The following is a 19,682-nucleotide window of genomic DNA, read 5'->3' as shown; positions in this document are numbered from 1 at the left end:
GTCTCTCTTAAATTTTCCCTTGTAGTTTGTTTGCTTCCGTCCATAAAACTTGAACTTGCTTTACCGGCAAGCAGTTGTTGATTATATCATTATTGTGGCAATAATCGGCGATGTAGGCAGCGGTTATATAACTACTGAAAACCATCAAGTGTCCGTCTTCTGTGAGAACAGCAGATTCTGATTTTTTCTCTTGATCACTAAACTCGATGTTGTTCACAACAATAAACGTTTCGTCAGACATCTCTAGCGCGATATATTTTTTTTCTACTCCTTTAACAATTTCGGTTATTCCATGATTGGTGGAGATAGCCTCTATATCATCAGATTCATAATCTCCGTATTCCGAAATAAGGTTAAAACAAAACTTAGACATGATTTCTTGAGCATTGTAATGGGAATATCTTACTTGATTATTCATTTTGGCGGCAACTTCATTACACCACCCCAAAACTTGACAAGCATATTCGATAGAAGCATGAACACTGACTATTCTTGCTAATACATAATCATTAGGGATTTTTAAGAATATAGCGTGAGCGTCGCTGAGTGTTGACTTACGAAGAAAACACTCTAATTTAGATTTTCCATAATTAGGATCTAATCTTGCTCTACGTTTAGCTTCACCCATTTTATTCATATCTCCTTATGAGGCTCTTAGAGGATGTTTAAAAAGTCTAATTTAGGCTCTTCGCAAGGGCGACTAAAAGTCGCGGAACCACACAGAGAGAACCCTATTTTGTGGGTTTAAAATTCTTGATGTTTCATAAGTCCATGCAGGTGGACTTTGCTTATATAGTAGCGAACTTTTCAAACATCCCCTTAGATTCCTGCACCATCAAAGAATTCCTGAATCTGTTTATCTCTGATATTACAAAAATTGTGTTCTTTTGGTAATTCATCTTCTGGAAGGAATTTACCAACTAAAACCGGAGTTTTGGCGGGAGTTTGTAAAGCTTGAATTTGTGCTTCTAAGGCTTCAATGCGGTCAACTAAGGTGCGAATTATTTGGGCTTCTGAATCTGGTAAGTTACTGTGTTCTAGAGGTGCAACCCGGACTCCAGAACGGTAGATAATGCGACCAGGAACACCGACAACGGTACAACTAGATGGTACATCTCTCAACACCACTGAACCTGCACCAATGCGGACATTATCACCAATTTCGATATTTCCTAAAACTTTTGCACCGGCACCTACGACGACATTTTCGCCTAATGTGGGGTGACGTTTACCGCTTTCTTTACCTGTTCCCCCCAGGGTGACACCTTGATAAATCAGCGCGTAGTTACCAATAATGGCTGTTTCCCCAATTACTACTCCCATTCCGTGATCAATAAATACGCCTTCACCAATTGTAGCCCCTGGGTGAATTTCTACACCTGTTAAAAACCGGGCAATGTGAGAAATCAAGCGGGGGAAAAAGGGAAGACCAAGACGACGCAACCAGTGTGCAAAGCGGTGGAAAACTAGGGCTTGCAAACCTGGATAGCAAAACAAAACCTCCAACCAATTCCGGGCTGCGGGGTCACGTTCAAAGATAATGCGAAAATCGGTACGGAGTCTAGAGAACATTGAGATAGTACCCTTGATAGCACAACAAGCTACTCTCTCATATTATCGTGACTTGGTAATTAGGGATTGGTAATTGGTGATTGGTAATTGGTGATTGGTAATTGGTGATTGGTGATTGGTGATTGTTAATTGGGGACTAAATCATCTATGCCTTAGTATCTAAGGCTTCTGGACTGTTAAAGTGTAGTTAATTCTGATTTTTTAATGCAGTTGCAAGAATACTCCACCTTTAAGTGTTCCTGGTTCGCTGCTATAACTACTCACTGTCAGGGATTTTAAATTATCAAAAAGTGGCTTACCCAATACTTCTGCAAGTTTAAGCAAGGGTAGTTGACGTTTGAGAAGATTTTGACTATTTTCCCAGTCTAGATAAATATACCCTTGGTTGGGTTGGGGAATTGTCGCAATACTATTTTGAAATTGAGGACTTTCTAGGAGAGATTTTTGCTTTTGACTCAAAACTGCTGTTAGCGTCTTTAAATCAGAACTGAAAATTTCATAATTATCTAAGGTTGTATGCACTCCTTTAACTTTTGTGTCAACATTAATAGATGTGTTATTTTCACTTGTGGCTGTAATTTTTGTCCAAGCTGCTATTTTTTGTTGATCTAAAGTTAGGGAACTAAGGTTAAAACCACTTCTACTGGCAATATTATTTAGATGTGTGATTCCTGCTGCTAATTCTGGGTTTTTTTCGATAACAAATAACCAATTAGGGCTTGTATTTTCTGAATTGGGTAATAAGGCTAAAGCGTATTCTCCTGTTATCCAATTGAAAATATCTTCGCTAAAGTTTAAATTCCAATTGTTTTGGATTTTTACGAAGGGTTGTAGTAATCGAGAAATCCCTTCTTCACTAGAACCGTAAATGCTTGCTGTTACTTGTTTCCACAGTTTTGCTATATCGCTATTACCTAATTTATTCAAATTTGTGCCAGCGATCGCTAAAGCTGTTGATTCTGGAATATACTGTAATGCTCCTACAGATTGAGATAGGGGTAAAGATGAAGGTACAACTGGGGAATTTGTTAAAAATGTACTTTCTGTGAGCAACCCTTGGGAATTTAAAACGAAGGAGAGAATTTGGCTATTATAAGTTGATTCTGCCAATTCTAATCCTTGCCATTTACCAACTTCGGGCAAATTTAAGAAAGTCACAGCTACAGCATTTTTAGAGATTTGTTGAGTAGCTTTTTGATATTTTAGAGAACTAATTAAGTTTAAATCTGGTGCTTGTAAATTATTAATTGCTTCTTTGATAACTTGAGGATGATTAGCCAGCAAAACAAAATTATTAACAACTGCACCTGCTAAACTATTTTGGGTTTTTAAGTCTGGTGCATATTCGGGATGATCAGAAATAACCTTGACACCTTTGTAACGTTCAATTCCTAAATTAGTCCCACTAAAAGCCCGGTTAGAAAATAATAATTCCAAAAACTCACGGCTTTTCTCTGGTTTTGTAGTTGCAAGTGCCATTAAATACCCGGTTTGTAGTCCGTTGTCTGGATCACGGTCTATATCTATGGTAGTTGCAGCTAGGGTAATTTCATCACCCAACCAGGGTTTAAGATCATTTGAATAATCTATATTATTTTTTGCCAATAGACTATTTTTGAGTTGAGAAAATTCTCCTTTTGCTGCTATTGTCTGTAACCCGTCGGGATTGACCAATAATGATACCATTGCTGGTGAAGACTTGGAGACAAATATAGCCGCAGCGGGTTGAGAGTTGCGAACGACAAGACTAACTGGACTTTTCCCCGAAAACCAGGAGAATTTAGCTACACAAACTAGCACAAGCGTGATTATGCCAGCTATAAGGAAACCAAGTTTAATATTTTTTGTTAAGTGTTGACTGTTCACATTCTTTATATTTTTTAGTTTTTCTGCAAACATGAATAGTATAGGATTTTTTAGAAAAACTGCATGACAAATACATCATTTGATCAACCCTTTTCCGAAATTACTGTTGAGGAACTAGCCAAACGTCTTTCCAGTAATGAAGGAACGCTTCAGTTAATAGATGTGCGTGAACCCCAGGAAATTGCTTTATCACGGCTAGATGGTTTTGTCAATCTTCCTTTGAGTGAATATGAGCAATGGAGTGAACAAGTGCCTATCCGCTTTGATATTCATGCAGAAACTCTTGTTCTCTGTCATCATGGTATCCGCTCTGCTCAGATGTGTGGGTGGTTAGTTACTCAAGGATTTACAAATGTTAAAAATATTAAGGGTGGAATTTCCGCTTATTCGATTTTAGTTGATCCTTCTGTGCCACAATATTAGGAAATTGTAGGGGCGCAGGAATTATCTGCGCTCAAAGTTCAAATTCATCGAGTTTAACTCTCTTCTAAAGGTCGTTCTAAGATTAATTTATAATATCCAAAAGCTTCCCCTTTAGGACTGACAGTAAAAGGCATTAAAAGACCAGCGATTGAATTTCTAATTAAATATTTAGGTAACAAATAAATAAGTATTTTCACTTGCCAAGACAAGGAAAAAAGTTTCCAGGATAATTTTTGTAATTTTAATAATGTCGGCTGAATTGCTAAAGAAATATCTTCAATAGTTTGAATTTGAAAGCCAATTGATTGGACGATAGCATTCCAATCATTAATTTCTGAAAATCCATGACGAACTGCCATTGATATTTCTACAAGTTGAGTTGCGGTTTGCAGTAATTTAGGGAGTTGTGTAAACTTAATTTTACGATAACCATCGAAGATAATTAATTGTCCACCTGGACGCAGCACCCGAAAAATTTCTGCCAGTGGTGTTTCTGCTTCAGAGGCGTGACATAAACACTCAAAGGCAAAAACAATATCAAAGGATTGATCTAAGAAGTTTAGGCGATTAAAGTTACCTTCTTGAAAAGATAGATTAGAAAATTTATCGGCTTTGCGACGTGCTATTTTAATATGCGATGGTGTTAAATCAATGCCAGTGAAATGTACTTCTGGATACTGCTGCGCTAAAAAACAGCTATTAAATCCTTTACCACATCCTAATTCTAAAACGGTCTTGGCATCAAGTTTACGAATTTGTTCAGCAACTACTCGTGGTTGAGCATAATAACCATCTGGATCAAATATACCATCAGGGTTTAATGCCATGTGGATAGCATCTTGTCCAGAGTGATAGATTTGATAACCCCACTCGCTTTGGGTGTAGTAAGATATGGTAGCATCTGCATCAAATTCTTTTAAAACAGCCTCACAATCAAAAAGCCCGTCAATTTTGGCGATCGCATCTGCTAAAGTTAGTTGACTAGTCTGTGGAGCATACTCTGGTTTTGATCCCCCAGTCAGTAGTTTAATAATGATATTTTTCAAGAATTTATTTGCTGCCATAAGTATTTGCAAAAATATGATTAAATTACTATAGCAGTCCTATTGCGTAACTGTCAGCATTCAGCTATCAAATAAACATTTCCCTAGTACACAATGGCGTAGGTCAATCAACCATTAAAAATTTGACAAAAGCTTGTGTAATCTGCTTTTTTAATTTTTAATTTTTAATTTTTAATTCCGCACTGCGGTAATAGCCTTTTTTTCATGTTCTCCAGCATGATTCTAGGCGGTTGGAGATTAATTAGGTTGAAAACCACATCTATTTTTTTTGTTTTGGTTTATCGGTGTCAAGGTTAATTTGCTGCTTAATATTTCTTAATATAACTTTCTTGACTGAATTGACATAGATTAATGTATAATCACAAAAGAGACAAATAAAAGAACTAACCAATAAGCCGAAAAGCTTACTGCATTGGAATTTCGGGGTTATAGCGCAGTTGGTAGCGCACCTCAATGGCATTGAGGGGGTCAGCGGTTCGAATCCGCTTAGCTCCATTAGATTATAATATTTTGAAGTTTAGTAGTTAGAGTTGAAGTCTATTTAGGGTTAACTCATTAGCGTGGAGTTAGCCATATAAACGTGAACTACCTACACTTCCCTTGCGGGTAAGTATAGGCTTCCTACCCAGTTAACAGCTTTTTGCTCTTCGAGAACAACAAGACTGATGTTAAGGCGATAGGCTGACCCCTCGTTCCAAAGGCAAAATCAAGGTTAATCAACAAAAATGATCATGTATCTAGCTTGGTTATCGCTATTCTCTCGCCTTGCCGAGATATTCAATTCATAACACAAATTTTGTGAATTGTCTCCATGTTTTCCTTCCTTGCTGTCGCGTTGGTCGGAAAACCGTCGTCAATTCACGCGCCATTCATCCCCCGCTGCCCTATCGGGTCAGACGTGGGGCTTCTGTCGGTTAAGCCAAAACCCTTGTTATAGCAGCTTTTAGCTTTCAGCGGTCAGCCGTCAGGAGTAAAACCCTTATATTGTGGGACTCCGTGATTAAAATTAGTATCTCATTCAAGTGCATACCGCTTTATACCTACAAGAAATTCTCAGGAATTTGCTTGCTATTTCTTACTTGCCTAAACCATCATATCTGTTTGGGTCTTTTTTCTCTTTTTTGTCCTTGGCATCTTTCTTAGGCTTTTTAGTTTCTTTATTACCTTTTTTTTCCTTAGACATCAGTATTACCCAACTAAGTTTACCCGTTAAAGCTTCCACATTCTGCTATTGGTAAATCAGGGCGTAGCTTACCTGATACCCTTTGAAAACAGCAAGGAAAGCATTAAACATTTACACTACTAACCACCATGATACATTGTTATTTGATTTTGTTATTAATTTAATTAACTATGATACAAAACTTTAGATACCCGGTTACTAGATTTAATTGAGATGCTCACTTCTAGATTCTGTTTTATTCTCTTCATTCATTATATCGGTATAATCGAATTTTATAACTTATCAGGTAATAATTAAATGACTTCATCGGTAGATATTCTCATTCTTTCCAATGGACCAGGAGAAGTTACAACTTGGGTACGTCCTGTTGTCAAAGCATTGAGAGAACAATTAGGACATGATATTTCTCAAGTAAGAATTTCTGTAATATTATCACCTTGTCCCCATGCTAGTGGAAAAGAAACTGCTATAGCGTTGGGCTACCCAGAGGTTGATAGAGTTCAAGCAGCAGCAGATTTTTGGCAATTTTTACTATGGGGAAAAACCGCAGAAAATTGGGATTGGAGAAATCAAGGTGCAGTGGTATTTTTAGGTGGTGATCAACTTTTTCCCGTTATTATTGGTAAGAAGTTAGGATATAAAACAGTAGTTTACGCCGAATGGTCAGCGCGTTGGCACAATTTTATAGATAAATTTGCAATTATGAAAGCTCAAGTTGCGAAAAATGTTTCTCCTAAATATATAGATAAATTCACTGTTGTTGGTGATTTAATGTTAGAAGCAGCAGAGAATGAAATAACATCTAAAATTGAAAATCCCAAATCCCAAATTAACATTATTGGCATTTTACCAGGTTCAAAAGCAGCAAAATTAACCCAAGGTGTACCTTTAACTTTAGCTATTGCTGAATATATTCACAGTAAATTACCCCAAACAAAGTTTTTTATTCCTGTTGCACCAACTTTAGATTTATCAACTTTAGCTGATTTTGCTAAACCTGAAAATAACCCATTGGCTAAAGCTTTTAACTTTCAAGGTGCTGATTTAATAGGTGATAATTTGGTGACTTCTACAGGTTTAATAGTAGCATTAAAATCAGAAAATCCCGCTTATCATTTATTATCTCAATGTTCTATTTGTTTGACTACAGTTGGTGCAAATACCGCAGAATTAGGTGCATTAGCTGTCCCGATGATTGTCCTATTACCAACTCAACAATTAGATGCTATGCGTTCTTGGGATGGTTTACCAGGAATATTAGCAAATTTACCGGGAGTAGGTTCTAGTTTTGCTAAATTAATTAATTGGTGGATGATAAAAAATAAGGGTTTGTTAGCTTGGCCGAATATTTGGGCGCAAGCAGAAATTGTTCCAGAATTGGTAGGTAAATTGCAACCCGAAACTGTGGGAAAAATGGTTTTAGATTTGTTAGAAAATCCCGAAAAATTAGCAGCTATTCGGGATAAGTTACGCAGTGTTAGGGGTGAAGGTGGGGCTGCGGAAAAGTTGGCAATTTTGGTCAAAAAAGAGTTATTATAGATTTATATAAAACTAACATTTTTTCAAATATGAAAGCACCTGATACCATTATTAAACTTGTTGAACATTTTCACTCTTCGATAGAATTGTATCGTGCAGGGGGAATTAATGAAACACAAACTAGAATTGAATTTATCAATCCTTTCTTTGCTGCTTTAGGGTGGGATATTAATAATGAACGACAAATTTCTGATATTTATAAAGACGTTGTTCATGAAGATTCTTTAAAAATTAGCGACGCAAACAAAGCCAAAGCACCTGATTATAGTTTTTGGGTTGGTGGAGTCAGAAAGTTTTTTGTGGAAGCGAAAAAACCCGCTGTTAATGTTGGTAATAATATGAGTGCAGCCTTTCAAGTCAGACGTTATGGCTGGTCTGCAAAATTACCTTTAAGCATTTTAACAGATTTTGAAGAATTTGCAGTTTATGATTGTCGAATTATGCCAAATAAAAATGATTCTCCATTGATAGCGAGAATCAAACATTTTAATTATACAAAATATGTGGAAAAATGGCAAGAGATTTATGATCTTTTTTCTAAGGAAGCTGTCTTAAATGGTTCTTTAGAAAGATTTGCGGAAACTAAAGTTAAAGCTGGGATTACTGTTGATCAAAAATTTCTCCAAGAAATTGAAATTTGGCGAGAAAATTTAGCTGCTAATATTGTTTGGAGAAATCCCCAAATTGAACAAAGAGAGTTAAATTTTGCTGTCCAAATGACGATTAATAGAATTGTCTTTTTACGCATTTGTGAAGATAGAGGAATTGAACCTTATCAACAGTTATATAATTTATTAAAGTTTGAAAATTTTTATCAAGAATTAGGGCGGTTATTTATCAATGCAGATTATCGCTATAATTCGGGTTTATTCCATTTTCAAGGTGAAAAAAGACGAGAAAATCCTGATGATTTTACTTTGAATTTAACTATAGATGATGCTATTTTAACATTAATTATTAGAAAACTCTATCCTCCAGAAAGTCCTTATGAATTTTCTGTGATTCCTGTGGAAATTTTAGGACAAGTGTATGAACAATTTTTAGGTAAAGTCATTCAAATATCTGCAAGTCGTCAAGCAGTTATTGAAGATAAACCGGAAGTAAGAAAAGCTGGAGGTGTTTATTATACTCCTAGTTATATTGTTGATTATATTATTAAACAAACTATTGGTAAGGTTTTAGAAAATAAGAAACCAGATAAAATCCAAGATATAACAATTCTTGATCCTGCTTGTGGTTCGGGTTCTTTTTTAATTGTGGCCTATCAATTTCTCCTAGATTGGTATTTAGAACAATATTTACAAAATCCCAAGAAATACAAAAATAAATTCTATCAAATTTCAGATCATCAATGGCGTTTAACCGCAAGTGAGAGAAAGCAAATTTTATTAACTCATATTTATGGTGTTGATATTGATCAACAAGCGGTAGAAACAACTAAATTATCTTTATTATTAAAGGTATTAGAAGGAGAATCAGGAGAAACAATTAGCAGACAATTACAGCTATTTAAGGAAAGGGCTTTACCTGATTTAGATTATAATATTCAGTGTGGTAATACCTTGATAGACGCAGAATTTTATCAACATACTCAATTAAATTTTTTAGACGAAAATACGGCTTATAGAGTTAATATTTTTGACTGGAAATCGGCTTTTTCTGTTATTATGAAACGAGGTGGTTTTGATGTAGTTATTGGTAATCCTCCCTATATTAGAATCCAAGCTTTAAAAGAATGGGCTGCTTTAGAAGTTGAATTTTATAAACAACAGTATGTTTCTGCTAGTAAGGGAAACTATGATATTTATGTTGTCTTTGTGGAAAAGGGATTAGAGCTATTAAGAAAAGATGGCTATTTAGGTTTTATTTTACCCCATAAGTTTTTTAATGCTCAATATGGGGAATCTATCAGAAAATTAATTGCTGAAGGTAAATATCTTCATAAAATAGTGCATTTTGGAGATCAACAAGTGTTTCCAAAAGTTTCAACTTATACTTGTTTGCTTTTCTTGAGAAAATCACAACAATCTGATTTAGAAATGGAAAGAGTTACTGATTTAATAGATTGGAAAAATAATCATAATAGTCAAACAGGAATTATTAATCATTCGTTAGCTTCTGGGTTAGCATGGAATTTTATTTTGGGAGAAGATGCTAATTTATTTGCAAAATTACAACAAATTAAATCTAGACTAGAAGATGTAACAGAAAGGATTTTTCAAGGAATTAAAACCAGTGCTGATAAAATATATATCGTCGAAGAATTATCACGGGAAGATAATTTAATCCAGGTTTTTTCAAAAGAAAAACAAATAGCATACTGGTTAGAATCTAATTTACTACATCCTTTGATTAAAGGTGGTGATAGTAAAAGATATTATTTGTCTAAAACTAATAAGTTGATTATTTTTCCCTATATGCTTAAAAATAATGGTTCAATGGAATTAATTTCTATGAATACCTTTGAAAAAGAATATCCTTTAACCCGGAATTATTTACTAGATAATAAAGATTATTTAGAAAGTAGAGAAAATAGTAAAATGTTAGGAGAAAATTGGTATGGATATAGTAGATTTCAAGCTTTAAATGTCATGGCTTTACCAAAAATATTTACTCCTGATATTGCGACTGGTTCATCATTTACATGGGATAAAACAGGGGAGATATTTTTTACGGGTGGTGTCGCTGGAGGATATGGAATTTTAGTTAAATCTATTTATTCATGGGAATACATTTTAGGATTGTTAAATAGTCAAGTCCTAGAATTTTATCTCAAAAAATCATCTACATCAATGAGAGGTGGTTACTATAGTTTTGAATCTCGGTTTATTCGCAATCTTCCTATTAAAATTATTGATAATTCTCAAATTTCAGAAAAGCAAAAACATGATTTAATTGTTAATTTAGTACAACAAATGCTTTATCTTCATCAACAACTCAATCAAGCAAACACACCCCCAGCCAAAAGAATGATTCAGCAACAAATTCAAGCTACTGATAGACAAATTAATCAATTAGTTTATGAACTCTATGAATTAACTGATGCAGAAATAACTATGATTGAAAGTATTCAAAGTACATAAACTTAAATTTACTCTTCCCCTTGTCTGCGTCCTAGTTCATACACACCAGCACCCATACAAGCAAGTATCCCAATGCTAATTCCCCAACTATTACCTAAACTGATATCTAAAATCCAGTTAGATAAACCACCAAATATTAAAAACGGGAAAATGCTAAACAGTGAAGCATAGAAGGAATTTTGCGCTTCTCTGGCTTTGCGTGTCTTTTCAAATTCTGACTGACTGGTATAAAGGGACTGTTCAGCAAAATTGAACCAGCGATTGAGTTGTGTCGTTACCCATTCTCTAACTTGGGAAAAACTCAAATATAATGCTAAAGCCCATAAACAAGCTCCAGCGATGGCAACTGTATCTAATTCAACGCGAAAAGGCAATATGTCAAACATGGTATGGGTTAACTGATACTTTTAACCGGGACATTTCCCGACATCTGAGATGTCGTGAATATCTAGTACAACATCACCAACTGAGTTAGTGAAGGTGGTATCCTATATGCCTTAGAATTATGTTCTCAGGCTCTTGATTGTCTGTCAACGAGTTCAATACGCAAATTTTCTCTAGAACTACCAAGTTTTAAAAAAGAAAGGTTTATTTTCTTTGTAGCCATTCAAGTCTATTCGGAACCATTACAGTTACTCAAAATATTTATTGACTTTAAATTAACTAACTACAAAACTCTCGTATATATTTAATATAATGAACCTATTGTGAAGAAATGTCAATAGATGTCTCAATATCTAATGTCCTATTCTTTGCTGGTAACGGTACACCTAATAAACTCAAATTCAGAACATGACCACCCGTAACCAAATAAACAGGTTCACAAATTGTCCCTAACTGTCGAACTAATGCACCCAAGCGATCGCGGAATTTGCGCCCCATAGGATAAGCTGGAACTACACCCCAACCAGTTTCTTCTGCCACAAATATCACCTCAGCCGCAACTAACGGCAGAATTTCCAGGAACTCCCTCACAGTATTTTCCCAAACTAAATCATCCTCTTCCAGAAAATTAGCCACCCAAGTTCCCAAAGAATCAACCAACAGGCAAGTATTAGGCTGAGATTGAGCCAACGCAGCAGTCAGTTCCACAGGTACAGACAGAGTTATCCAATCTTGAGGACGACGTTGTTGATGTTTTTGAATCCGTGCAAGCCATTCCTGATCATCTGGATTTTGTGTAGCCGTGGCGATGTACACTACAGTTTTGCCGGAATTTATCGCCAAATCTTCCGCCCATTCACTTTTACCAGAACGGGCTGCACCAGTCACCAAAATCACTTTACTCATCATTTGATCATATAATATTTAAACAGAAAGAATACACGAGTTAAATCAAGTATCCCCACAATCGCCACCTTTTTGTACTCCTGAATTCTTTCTTGATCAAGACCATAAATTTGAGGATATTCTTATGAAACCAGGGTTAAAACGGATCGAGGCAACATTACATGATTTAGGAACTCGCAATGATGAAGTCACCACAGAAATAGGTGATGAAACCAAACGTTCCTTTTCCTTTCGCATTAGTATCCGTCCCCAGGAATCTAGAGAAAATTCCCCAACTACCGCCCAAACCAATAATAACTTAGAAGCAGATCCAGTTAATCATAAAATTCCAGAGGCAAATTTATTTCCCCACCATGATTCTGTCCCAGCTTTTCCAGCCCAAGACAATGGAGAAAAAACGCCAACTCTGCCTAAATTTAAAACTCCATCATTCAGCAATCATCGTCACGGCGCTAACCCAGCCCTGGCGATGAATATGCTCCAAGAAATCCAAGAAAAAGTTGCTAGTTGGCAAATAGAATTACAAAGAATAGTCCAAAATATTCAAGATATTTACTTAGAAGGTCCAATTATTAATGGCTGGTTGGAATCCAATGCCCAAGAGCCAGAAACAGTAGGAACAGCAGCATTACGCCATGCAGAAGTAGAGCGTCTCATGGACTATGTAGAAGAAATTTGTGCTAATGGTGAAAAAGAATCTCATAAACCACTACATACTGACTACCGACTATGTGGAGTAGATAAAGCCGGTCAGGTCTGGTCTCGTCCCTGTCCAGTTGAACAAGTTCCTAGTGTTAGTATAGCGATCGCTCGTCACCAAATATTAAGGCAACTCTTAGGACGCAAACAAGACCTAGAAAATCGCTTGAGTCAATTAGCGGAAACCTTGGTGATGTTACATAGTCATATTCAACAAAATTAAAACAATTACTTGCAGATTGAAATATTTTCTCACTGAATCCAAAATACAGTAGACATCTCCGAAAAAAATCGTAGAGACGTTCCATGGAACGTCTCTACAAGGGCAGAAACGATAAAGGCCGAGGTGGTGCTGCAAGAAAATGGCAACTAAAAAAACAAAGACAGATGCTCAGACAGAAACTCAAAGAAAATCAAAAGTCAAATGATCATCACAACGATAAACAGGGGGAAAGTTCAACTTCCCCCTATTTTTTGGCCTTTTTTTCCCAACAGATTTATTGCCCATTGCAATCAATAAATTTCACATCTTACTATTATTAGTATCTTTAGGCAATCAATTAAAGAAACTGGATTTGCGATTAAATTTATGAACTTAATTGCATGGTGATAAAATCAGGATTAGTCAGATCATCAGGGAGAAAAGAAGACTCTGTGGGAAAAGAATCAATAGGTAATTTAGTTTCTGTATTAGCCGCACGAACTGCTTTTAAATAACAATCAGAAAATATTTCTAAATAATAAGGTTTGAGGCTAGGACTATCTTCTAATAAAGACTCAATTTGATAAAATTGTTCCCAAATTGTCCTCACCCAACTAGAAGAACGTTTTTTAGGTTGATATTGGTACTTGAGTAAGTGCATGAGTAAAACTATGAGTCGGTTTTTAAGTTCACGTCTTTTCTCTTTCCCCATGTCCTCTATTTCTTCAATCAAATGCTCAAAATCAACGTGATCTAATTGATGATTACGCAATAACTTAGCTGTCGTTTCTAGCCACGAACAATAATCCTGCTCATAAAGATAACTACTCAAGGATGTAGATTGTAAATTGGTAGTCATAACAGATAGCCTTATTTATGCCATTACTTAAGTCTATCACATTAATTAATAAAACCAGGAAACATTAACGTTACCTGGTTTATTCTTGTAGGGGCATAGCAATGCTATGCCCTAATTCTCATACTGCCAAATTAAACTTTAGCAGCCGCTCTCATTGCTAATTCGCCTTTAGCATACTTAGCAGCATAATCTTCTAAAGAAACTTGCTTAATCTTGCTTGCGTTACCAGCAGTACCAAACTGTTGATAACGGTCAGCACAAACCTTTTGCATATATTTAATAGAAGGCTTGAGGAAGTGACGAGGATCAAATTCCTTGGGATTAGAAGCCAACGCTTCACGCACAGCCGCAGTAATAGCCAAACGGTTATCGGTGTCAATATTTACCTTACGCACACCACTCTTGATACCTTTTTGGATTTCTTCCACAGGTACACCGTAGGTTTCAGGAATAGCGCCACCATATTGGTTAATGAGTGCCAATAAATCTTCAGGTACAGAAGAAGAACCGTGCATTACCAAGTGGGTGTTAGGTAAACGGCGGTGAATTTCTTCAATGCGGCTAATAGCCAAGATTTCACCTGTAGGCTTACGAGTAAACTTGTAAGCACCGTGACTTGTGCCGATAGCAACAGCTAAAGCATCTACTTGAGTTGCTTCTACGAAGTCAACAGCTTCATCAGGGTCAGTTAATAGTTGAGAATGGTCAAGAGTCCCTTCAAAACCGTGACCATCTTCAGCTTCACCGGCACCGGTTTCTAGAGAACCCAAACAACCCAATTCACCCTCAACACTGACACCCAAAGAGTGAGCAACGTTGACAACTTCGCTGGTAACTCTCACGTTATATTCAAAGCTGGCAGGGGTTTTAGCGTCAGCTTCCAAAGAACCATCCATCATCACGCTGGTGAAGTTGTTCTTGATAGCTGAATAGCAGGTAGAAGGAGCATTACCATGATCTTGGTGCATGACAATGGGAATCTCAGGATAGGTTTCTACCGCAGCCAAAATCAGGTGACGGAGGAAGTTTTCCCCGGCATAGTTACGAGCGCCGCGAGAAGCTTGTAAGATTACGGGGCTATCTGTTTCCACCGCAGCCTTCATGATTGCTTGAATCTGCTCTAAGTTGTTGACGTTAAAAGCGGGGATACCATAACCGTGTTCAGCAGCGTGATCCAAAAGCAACCGCATTGGTACGAGAGCCATATATATTCCTCCTAATTTGGGTATTTAGCTAGTCAGTTTAATAAAAGCGTAATCTTTATTTTAATGTAATTTTTACGCTAATCTTAATGTTTTTTTCAACTTACAGAAAATTATATCTAGTAGTGGGTGCTTTTGTTGAGAAAATTTATAGGCTGATATTCTCCAGCTATGTAATCTTTTTGTAAATCTAGAAACTAAGTGTTAGCCTGTGCATTTACCTGGCGATCGCATTTTGCCATAAATTAACTTTAAGCGATCGCATCTATGATTAAATAATTACCCATAATCTTCTGGCCTGATTTTACTTTGTTTCATTAACTAGCCGTAAGACACTTTTATACAAAGGTTCAGCAACCCAAAACCCTGCTTTATTAATAAGATCATCTAACAGAGGTTTAACAGTCGAAATGAAACCTTGACTTTTGGCTTCTACTAAAACTCCTAAAATTCCGGTATAATGGAGATTAAGTCTAGCAGCAATCATGCGGCCACGACGTTCATCAATTAAAACTTGTTCTGCTTTCATTTCTAAGGCTAAAACTATAGCCTCTGCTTCTCCAGGATCAAGTTCACTGCTAAGTGCTTTAAGCATCGTCCTATCTTCAATTGCACGGATTTGAATCCAAGTAAAAGTTTGTACTTCCTTTGCACCAGCTACGGGAAAATCAGGATCAGTTAATTCTTGATAAACGGCTTCAGGAATTAGAACTGTTCCGTAAAGCTGTTGTAATAAGTGAAGCTGGTCAATAGCTGCAAGATTATTAATGGGTGAGGTATCGCTGACAACAATCACAGTCTACCCATCTCCCGCAAATTCTTGATATCTTGTTCAAAATCCTCTACTCCGTAATGAACTGGGATTTGATAACTTGCGAGTAAATGTTGAAATGCTATACGATTCATACCAGCAAAGCGACTAGCTTGAGCAAGAGTTAACTTTTCTTTTTGAAATAGCATAATCGCAATTTCTCGTTTCATTTCCTCTTCATTCATGCGAGTTGTGGTTAGTATTTCATTAGGAATAACTACACTCATATTTATCATCCTCTGAATCATTATTATTATAATTCATTGCAAACATTATAGCGGTATGCACTCGCATGATATACAGTCATAAGCACTCGAGTAGGTATTATTTGGAGTTGATAGCTAAAAAACGAGATGAGTTACTTTCGGTTGTTGAACCTCAAGGTGATGTGGGAAAGCAGTTGAGTTTGTTTTGAGTAGGGGATTGTACTAATGATTAGCGATCGCCTATGGGATTTGAGGGGGCGATCGCCTATAATTTTTGTATCTATACCTCTTACTCTTACTTATTTTTCCTTTTTTTCCTTTCAATGTAATCAGAACATCTATCACTACAGAAACCACAGTTATCTTGAGGGCAGATGAGACGACCACAACCGGGGCAATTTTGCTCTCTACCAATTACTAATGGTCTAAATCCGCATTTTCCCATCCCATCTACCCATCCACCACAATAAGCTAAAATTGTTGTCAGGATCAATACCTTAGTCAAATTACGAGGGTGAGATGATAATGCTTTAACCATGAACTCCCGTTCCTCGCTCTTGCTTGGCAAAAACAATCACCCCTAAAAATTCCTTAAAGGTTTCCGACAAGGATTTTTTAAATGTATTGACGGTAGGATAAGGGTTTTAGATTCTAAACTACCTTTTCATCGAAACGCTTATATATGATTATTTTTGCCGTTTTTGCCAAAAATTATCAAGGCTCTTATTTTGGCAATAGTATTGCAGGATACGTTCGGATTCTGTACGTTTACCTTGCAGTAATCCTTGACCAGAGAATTTAAATATTTTGAATTCATCTAGTCTAGATGCTTGACGATTGTCCCAAAGAGTTTGTAAAGTATCACAAAAATCTTCGATAATATTTAAAGGATCGTATAATTTTAGTGGCTTAATTTGCTTTTCACTTAGATAGAAAACTTCTAAATATCTTTTAGGACTATAATCACCTCCACGGTAAGAAAGCATTGATAAAAAATGCCTCAATATAGACAGGAATAAATATGGCAAAGTAATTCGTTCTATAGGAAGATTAATCAAAAAATTGATGAAATTGACTTGCCACTGGGGTAAATTATTAACCCAATTTTGAGGTAATGGACGTTTTGCAGCTACAAATAAAGGTATAGAATTTTGAGCAACAACTGATATATCTTCCCAACTAGGTATATCCTGGTCGCTTAACTTTTGCAATTCTATTAAAATTTCACACTGTTGTTTATAATAACGCTGATCATAATCAAATAGCCAAGGTGGTAAGTATTTATTAGTATCAGACTCTCTAGGCATATTTATACTAATGAATCGGTCACTAAAGATTGTTTCTAGTTCACTCAGCTTTGCTTTATCAAAAGCACCTAGTACTTGAGGATTCTTAACATGAAATTTAGGGTTTTCTCTTCCCTGCATATATTTTTTTTGAAGGTACGGTGATAAAACACCAACGATTTTGACATCATTACCACGAGATTCTTTGAATTGGGGAACACAAAATTCTGAGTAAGAATTGGAATTAACACTTTTTCTACTGTTTTTTACATCAAGTAAATATTGAGAATCTAATCTAATATCCCCCAATGTCCAGGTTTTGCTTTTTTGAGTAACTTGATGAATTGAAATATCTTCTACCTGATAACCTAAAGCTTGATAAAAACGAATTACTAACTTCTCAGCCCCACGCGCTGAAATCATTTGTGCTGCTTTATTATCATTAAAATTTACATCAGCATCCCATTCCCTTATTAACGAATTATCTGATTGGTTGAACTGATATAATTCACGCCAATTATGAGTAATATATTCCTCGTAAGGATAATTGCTATCTTCAAAGCGAGAGATAATATCAAAAAAAGTTTTAACACGCTGTTGAACAATTTCTTGTTTCTTTCCTGTTGGCGCAATATGCCAGAGAAAATTTTTATAAGCTAAATTATTTTGCAAATATTTAACTTGCTGCCAATATATATTACGTTCTCTTTCTTTTGCTTGTTCTACTCTTTCAATTAATTCATTTACTATCTCATTGAATAAGTCATCATCTACGCTATCAAGATACTGATTAATAAGGATACCATAACTATTGTAATCGTATTCTGTAAGTTTTAAATAAGAGCGTAACTTAGAAGAAGCCAAGATAACTTTTGGTGCATTTTTAATAAGTTGATTAATCAATTCATCTTGCTCTTTTTGATTAAACTGGTTAAGATGTTCAAGAACCACATTTTCAGCAACATCTTCTGTGCTAAATAATGTATATGTAACAATTATTGGAATTTTTCTTTCTGTTGGTGCAATATGCCAGATAAAATTTTTATAAGCTAAGTTATCTTGTAGATATTGAACTTGCTGCCAATATATATTACGTTCTTTTTCTTCTGCTTGTTCTACTCTTTCAATTAGTTCATTTATTATCTCGTTGAATAATTCATCATCTACAATATGAAGGTACTTATTGATAAAAATGCCGTAATTATTGTCTGTTATTTGGAATTTGAAATAGTATTCTGTAAATTTTAAATAAGAACGTAACTTAGAAGAAGCCAAGATAACTTTTGGTGCATTTCTGATGAGTTCATTAATCAACTTATCTTGCTCTTGTTGATTAAACTGGTTAAGATGTTCAAGAACCACTTTCTCAGCAACATCTTTTGCTATAGATGATGTGTATTCAGCAATTATTGGAATTTTTCTTTCTGCTGGTGCAATATGCCAGAGGAAATTTTTATAAGCTAAGTTATCTTGTAAATATTGAACCTCTTGCCAATATATATTAAGTGCATTTTCTTCCGCTTGCTCTACTTTCTTAATTAGTTCATCTATCAATTCTTTTCTTAAATGTTCTTCTACTAGATTAATCTGTCTATTTATGAATTCAATATAACTATTTGGACTAGAAGAATCAAATTTTAAGTACGAACGCAATGTCGCAGAAATAATTAGAAGATTTGGCAGTTTTTCGGCGATTTCCTTAATGATAAAATCTTGTTGATTTTCATTTAAATCTTTGAGTTTATTAATAACGAAAGTTTCGGCTATCTCCAAGGGCAAAGATAATAAATATTCAATAATAAATTTTTTAAACAGTGGAAATATATTACTATTAGCATACTTCTCAACTATTCTTTCATCATTATCAACTTCTCGTACATCATTAATTGTCCTTAATAGGAATGGTGCTAGTTTATATTTTATTTCTTCGTCCTCTCCGAATATTTCAGCCATTTCCATAGCTTCCCTATCCTTAGTTTCCTTAATACTGAAAGCAACAAGGCTTTCGCTTTCGTAGTGAGTCTTACTTCTGAAATTAATTTTACAATTATCGTTATAGGTAATCTGCCATGCACCCCCAAATTGATATCTCTTAACAACACCAATAAAGGTTGGTACTTTCAGGTTGATTACTCGATTACGCTTTGCATCAATATCAAATTGAACGTATACGCCCCTTCCTTTATTACCCTCTATAATTTCTTGTACATCTAATGGAACATCATCTCGATCAACACGAATATCTCCTGTATTTTCTTCCCCCAAAGGAGCAATAAAACCAAAATTATTGACTTTATTTTTTTGATTATTAAACCCACCAAACCAAACAATTTTACCTAGCATCATTTTTTTTGTCCTTGCGTATTAGAGGATGTTTGAAAAGTGGTATTCCGTAAT

The 19,682-nt window shown here is 35.5% G+C and carries 17 protein-coding genes and 1 tRNA gene; 5 read left to right on the top strand and 13 right to left on the bottom strand.

Annotated features, from left to right (window positions below):
* Nucleotides 1-7: 7 nt before the first annotated feature.
* The 3 genes from FJR06_RS22495 to FJR06_RS22485 all read right to left on the bottom strand — a co-directional run bounded on the left by FJR06_RS22495 (nucleotide 8) and on the right by FJR06_RS22485 (nucleotide 3,471).
* A complete protein-coding gene (locus FJR06_RS22495) occupies nucleotides 8-637 on the bottom strand; it encodes a hypothetical protein (RefSeq protein ID WP_168652304.1) in 630 nt (209 codons plus the stop codon).
* 182 nt (nucleotides 638-819) lie between these two features.
* The gene (gene cysE, locus FJR06_RS22490; RefSeq protein ID WP_168652303.1) at nucleotides 820-1,572 is read right to left on the bottom strand and encodes a serine O-acetyltransferase; all 753 of its coding nucleotides are present in this window, start codon (nucleotides 1,570-1,572) and stop codon (nucleotides 820-822) included.
* Nucleotides 1,573-1,773: 201 nt separating this feature from the next.
* Complete coding sequence (locus FJR06_RS22485) at nucleotides 1,774-3,471, bottom strand: DUF3352 domain-containing protein (RefSeq protein ID WP_174783520.1); 1,698 nt, start codon at nucleotides 3,469-3,471, stop codon at nucleotides 1,774-1,776.
* A gap of 30 nt (nucleotides 3,472-3,501) precedes the next feature.
* On the opposite strand from FJR06_RS22485, the gene FJR06_RS22480 reads away from it, so the two are divergent.
* Nucleotides 3,502-3,861, top strand: coding sequence for a rhodanese-like domain-containing protein (locus FJR06_RS22480; RefSeq protein ID WP_015080560.1), 360 nt, complete (start codon nucleotides 3,502-3,504; stop codon nucleotides 3,859-3,861).
* Nucleotides 3,862-3,914: 53 nt separating this feature from the next.
* On the opposite strand, the gene FJR06_RS22475 is transcribed toward FJR06_RS22480, so the two are convergent.
* Nucleotides 3,915-4,925: a class I SAM-dependent methyltransferase gene (locus FJR06_RS22475; protein ID WP_168634480.1), complete on the bottom strand. Its 1,011-nt coding sequence runs from the start codon at nucleotides 4,923-4,925 to the stop codon at nucleotides 3,915-3,917.
* A 422-nt stretch (nucleotides 4,926-5,347) separates the two neighbouring features.
* Here FJR06_RS22475 and FJR06_RS22470 point away from each other — a divergent pair.
* Nucleotides 5,348-5,420, top strand: a tRNA-Ala gene (locus FJR06_RS22470).
* A 580-nt stretch (nucleotides 5,421-6,000) separates the two neighbouring features.
* Here FJR06_RS22470 and FJR06_RS22465 read toward each other — a convergent pair.
* A complete protein-coding gene (locus tag FJR06_RS22465) occupies nucleotides 6,001-6,147 on the bottom strand; it encodes a hypothetical protein (protein WP_158310534.1) in 147 nt (48 codons plus the stop codon).
* 258 nt (nucleotides 6,148-6,405) lie between these two features.
* Between FJR06_RS22465 and FJR06_RS22460 the strand changes: the two genes are divergently transcribed.
* Nucleotides 6,406-7,647 carry a lipid-A-disaccharide synthase gene (locus FJR06_RS22460; RefSeq protein ID WP_168652302.1) on the top strand — a complete coding sequence of 414 codons (1,242 nt, stop codon included), beginning with the start codon at nucleotides 6,406-6,408 and terminating at the stop codon, nucleotides 7,645-7,647.
* 29 nt (nucleotides 7,648-7,676) lie between these two features.
* Nucleotides 7,677-10,730, top strand: a complete 3,054-nt coding sequence (locus tag FJR06_RS22455) for an Eco57I restriction-modification methylase domain-containing protein (RefSeq protein ID WP_168652301.1) — start codon at nucleotides 7,677-7,679, stop codon at nucleotides 10,728-10,730.
* An 8-nt stretch (nucleotides 10,731-10,738) separates the two neighbouring features.
* On the opposite strand, the gene FJR06_RS22450 is transcribed toward FJR06_RS22455, so the two are convergent.
* Nucleotides 10,739-11,116, bottom strand: coding sequence for a hypothetical protein (locus FJR06_RS22450; protein WP_015080556.1), 378 nt, complete (start codon nucleotides 11,114-11,116; stop codon nucleotides 10,739-10,741).
* A 316-nt stretch (nucleotides 11,117-11,432) separates the two neighbouring features.
* Entirely contained in the window at nucleotides 11,433-12,020 is a 588-nt protein-coding gene (cobU, locus tag FJR06_RS22445) for a bifunctional adenosylcobinamide kinase/adenosylcobinamide-phosphate guanylyltransferase (protein ID WP_168652308.1), read from the bottom strand.
* Between the two features lie 124 nt (nucleotides 12,021-12,144).
* Between cobU and FJR06_RS22440 the strand changes: the two genes are divergently transcribed.
* The gene (locus FJR06_RS22440) at nucleotides 12,145-12,942 is read left to right on the top strand and encodes a hypothetical protein (RefSeq protein WP_168652300.1); all 798 of its coding nucleotides are present in this window, start codon (nucleotides 12,145-12,147) and stop codon (nucleotides 12,940-12,942) included.
* Between the two features lie 364 nt (nucleotides 12,943-13,306).
* Here FJR06_RS22440 and FJR06_RS22435 read toward each other — a convergent pair whose 3' ends face one another.
* The 6 genes from FJR06_RS22435 to FJR06_RS22410 all read right to left on the bottom strand — a co-directional run bounded on the left by FJR06_RS22435 (nucleotide 13,307) and on the right by FJR06_RS22410 (nucleotide 19,631).
* On the bottom strand, nucleotides 13,307-13,780 hold the full coding sequence (locus tag FJR06_RS22435; RefSeq protein ID WP_015080552.1) for a DUF29 domain-containing protein: 474 nt from the start codon (nucleotides 13,778-13,780) through the stop codon (nucleotides 13,307-13,309).
* A 131-nt stretch (nucleotides 13,781-13,911) separates the two neighbouring features.
* Entirely contained in the window at nucleotides 13,912-14,985 is a 1,074-nt protein-coding gene (fba, locus tag FJR06_RS22430) for a class II fructose-bisphosphate aldolase (RefSeq protein ID WP_015080551.1), read from the bottom strand.
* A 301-nt stretch (nucleotides 14,986-15,286) separates the two neighbouring features.
* Nucleotides 15,287-15,778: a DUF3368 domain-containing protein gene (locus FJR06_RS22425; RefSeq protein WP_168652299.1), complete on the bottom strand. Its 492-nt coding sequence runs from the start codon at nucleotides 15,776-15,778 to the stop codon at nucleotides 15,287-15,289.
* A complete protein-coding gene (locus FJR06_RS22420) occupies nucleotides 15,775-16,020 on the bottom strand; it encodes a UPF0175 family protein (protein ID WP_015080547.1) in 246 nt (81 codons plus the stop codon). Before FJR06_RS22420 ends, FJR06_RS22425 begins: the two co-directional genes overlap by 4 nt.
* Before the next feature lie 274 nt (nucleotides 16,021-16,294).
* Nucleotides 16,295-16,537: a hypothetical protein gene (locus FJR06_RS22415; protein WP_168652297.1), complete on the bottom strand. Its 243-nt coding sequence runs from the start codon at nucleotides 16,535-16,537 to the stop codon at nucleotides 16,295-16,297.
* 148 nt (nucleotides 16,538-16,685) lie between these two features.
* Nucleotides 16,686-19,631: a hypothetical protein gene (locus FJR06_RS22410; protein WP_168652298.1), complete on the bottom strand. Its 2,946-nt coding sequence runs from the start codon at nucleotides 19,629-19,631 to the stop codon at nucleotides 16,686-16,688.
* Nucleotides 19,632-19,682 lie beyond the last annotated feature (51 nt).

The sequence above is a fragment of the Dolichospermum sp. UHCC 0352 genome (genome assembly GCF_009711925.1).
GTDB lineage: Bacteria > Cyanobacteriota > Cyanobacteriia > Cyanobacteriales > Nostocaceae > Dolichospermum > Dolichospermum lemmermannii.
Note: the sequence above shows the minus strand (reverse complement) of the source record. Positions and strands in the feature narration are given on the sequence as shown.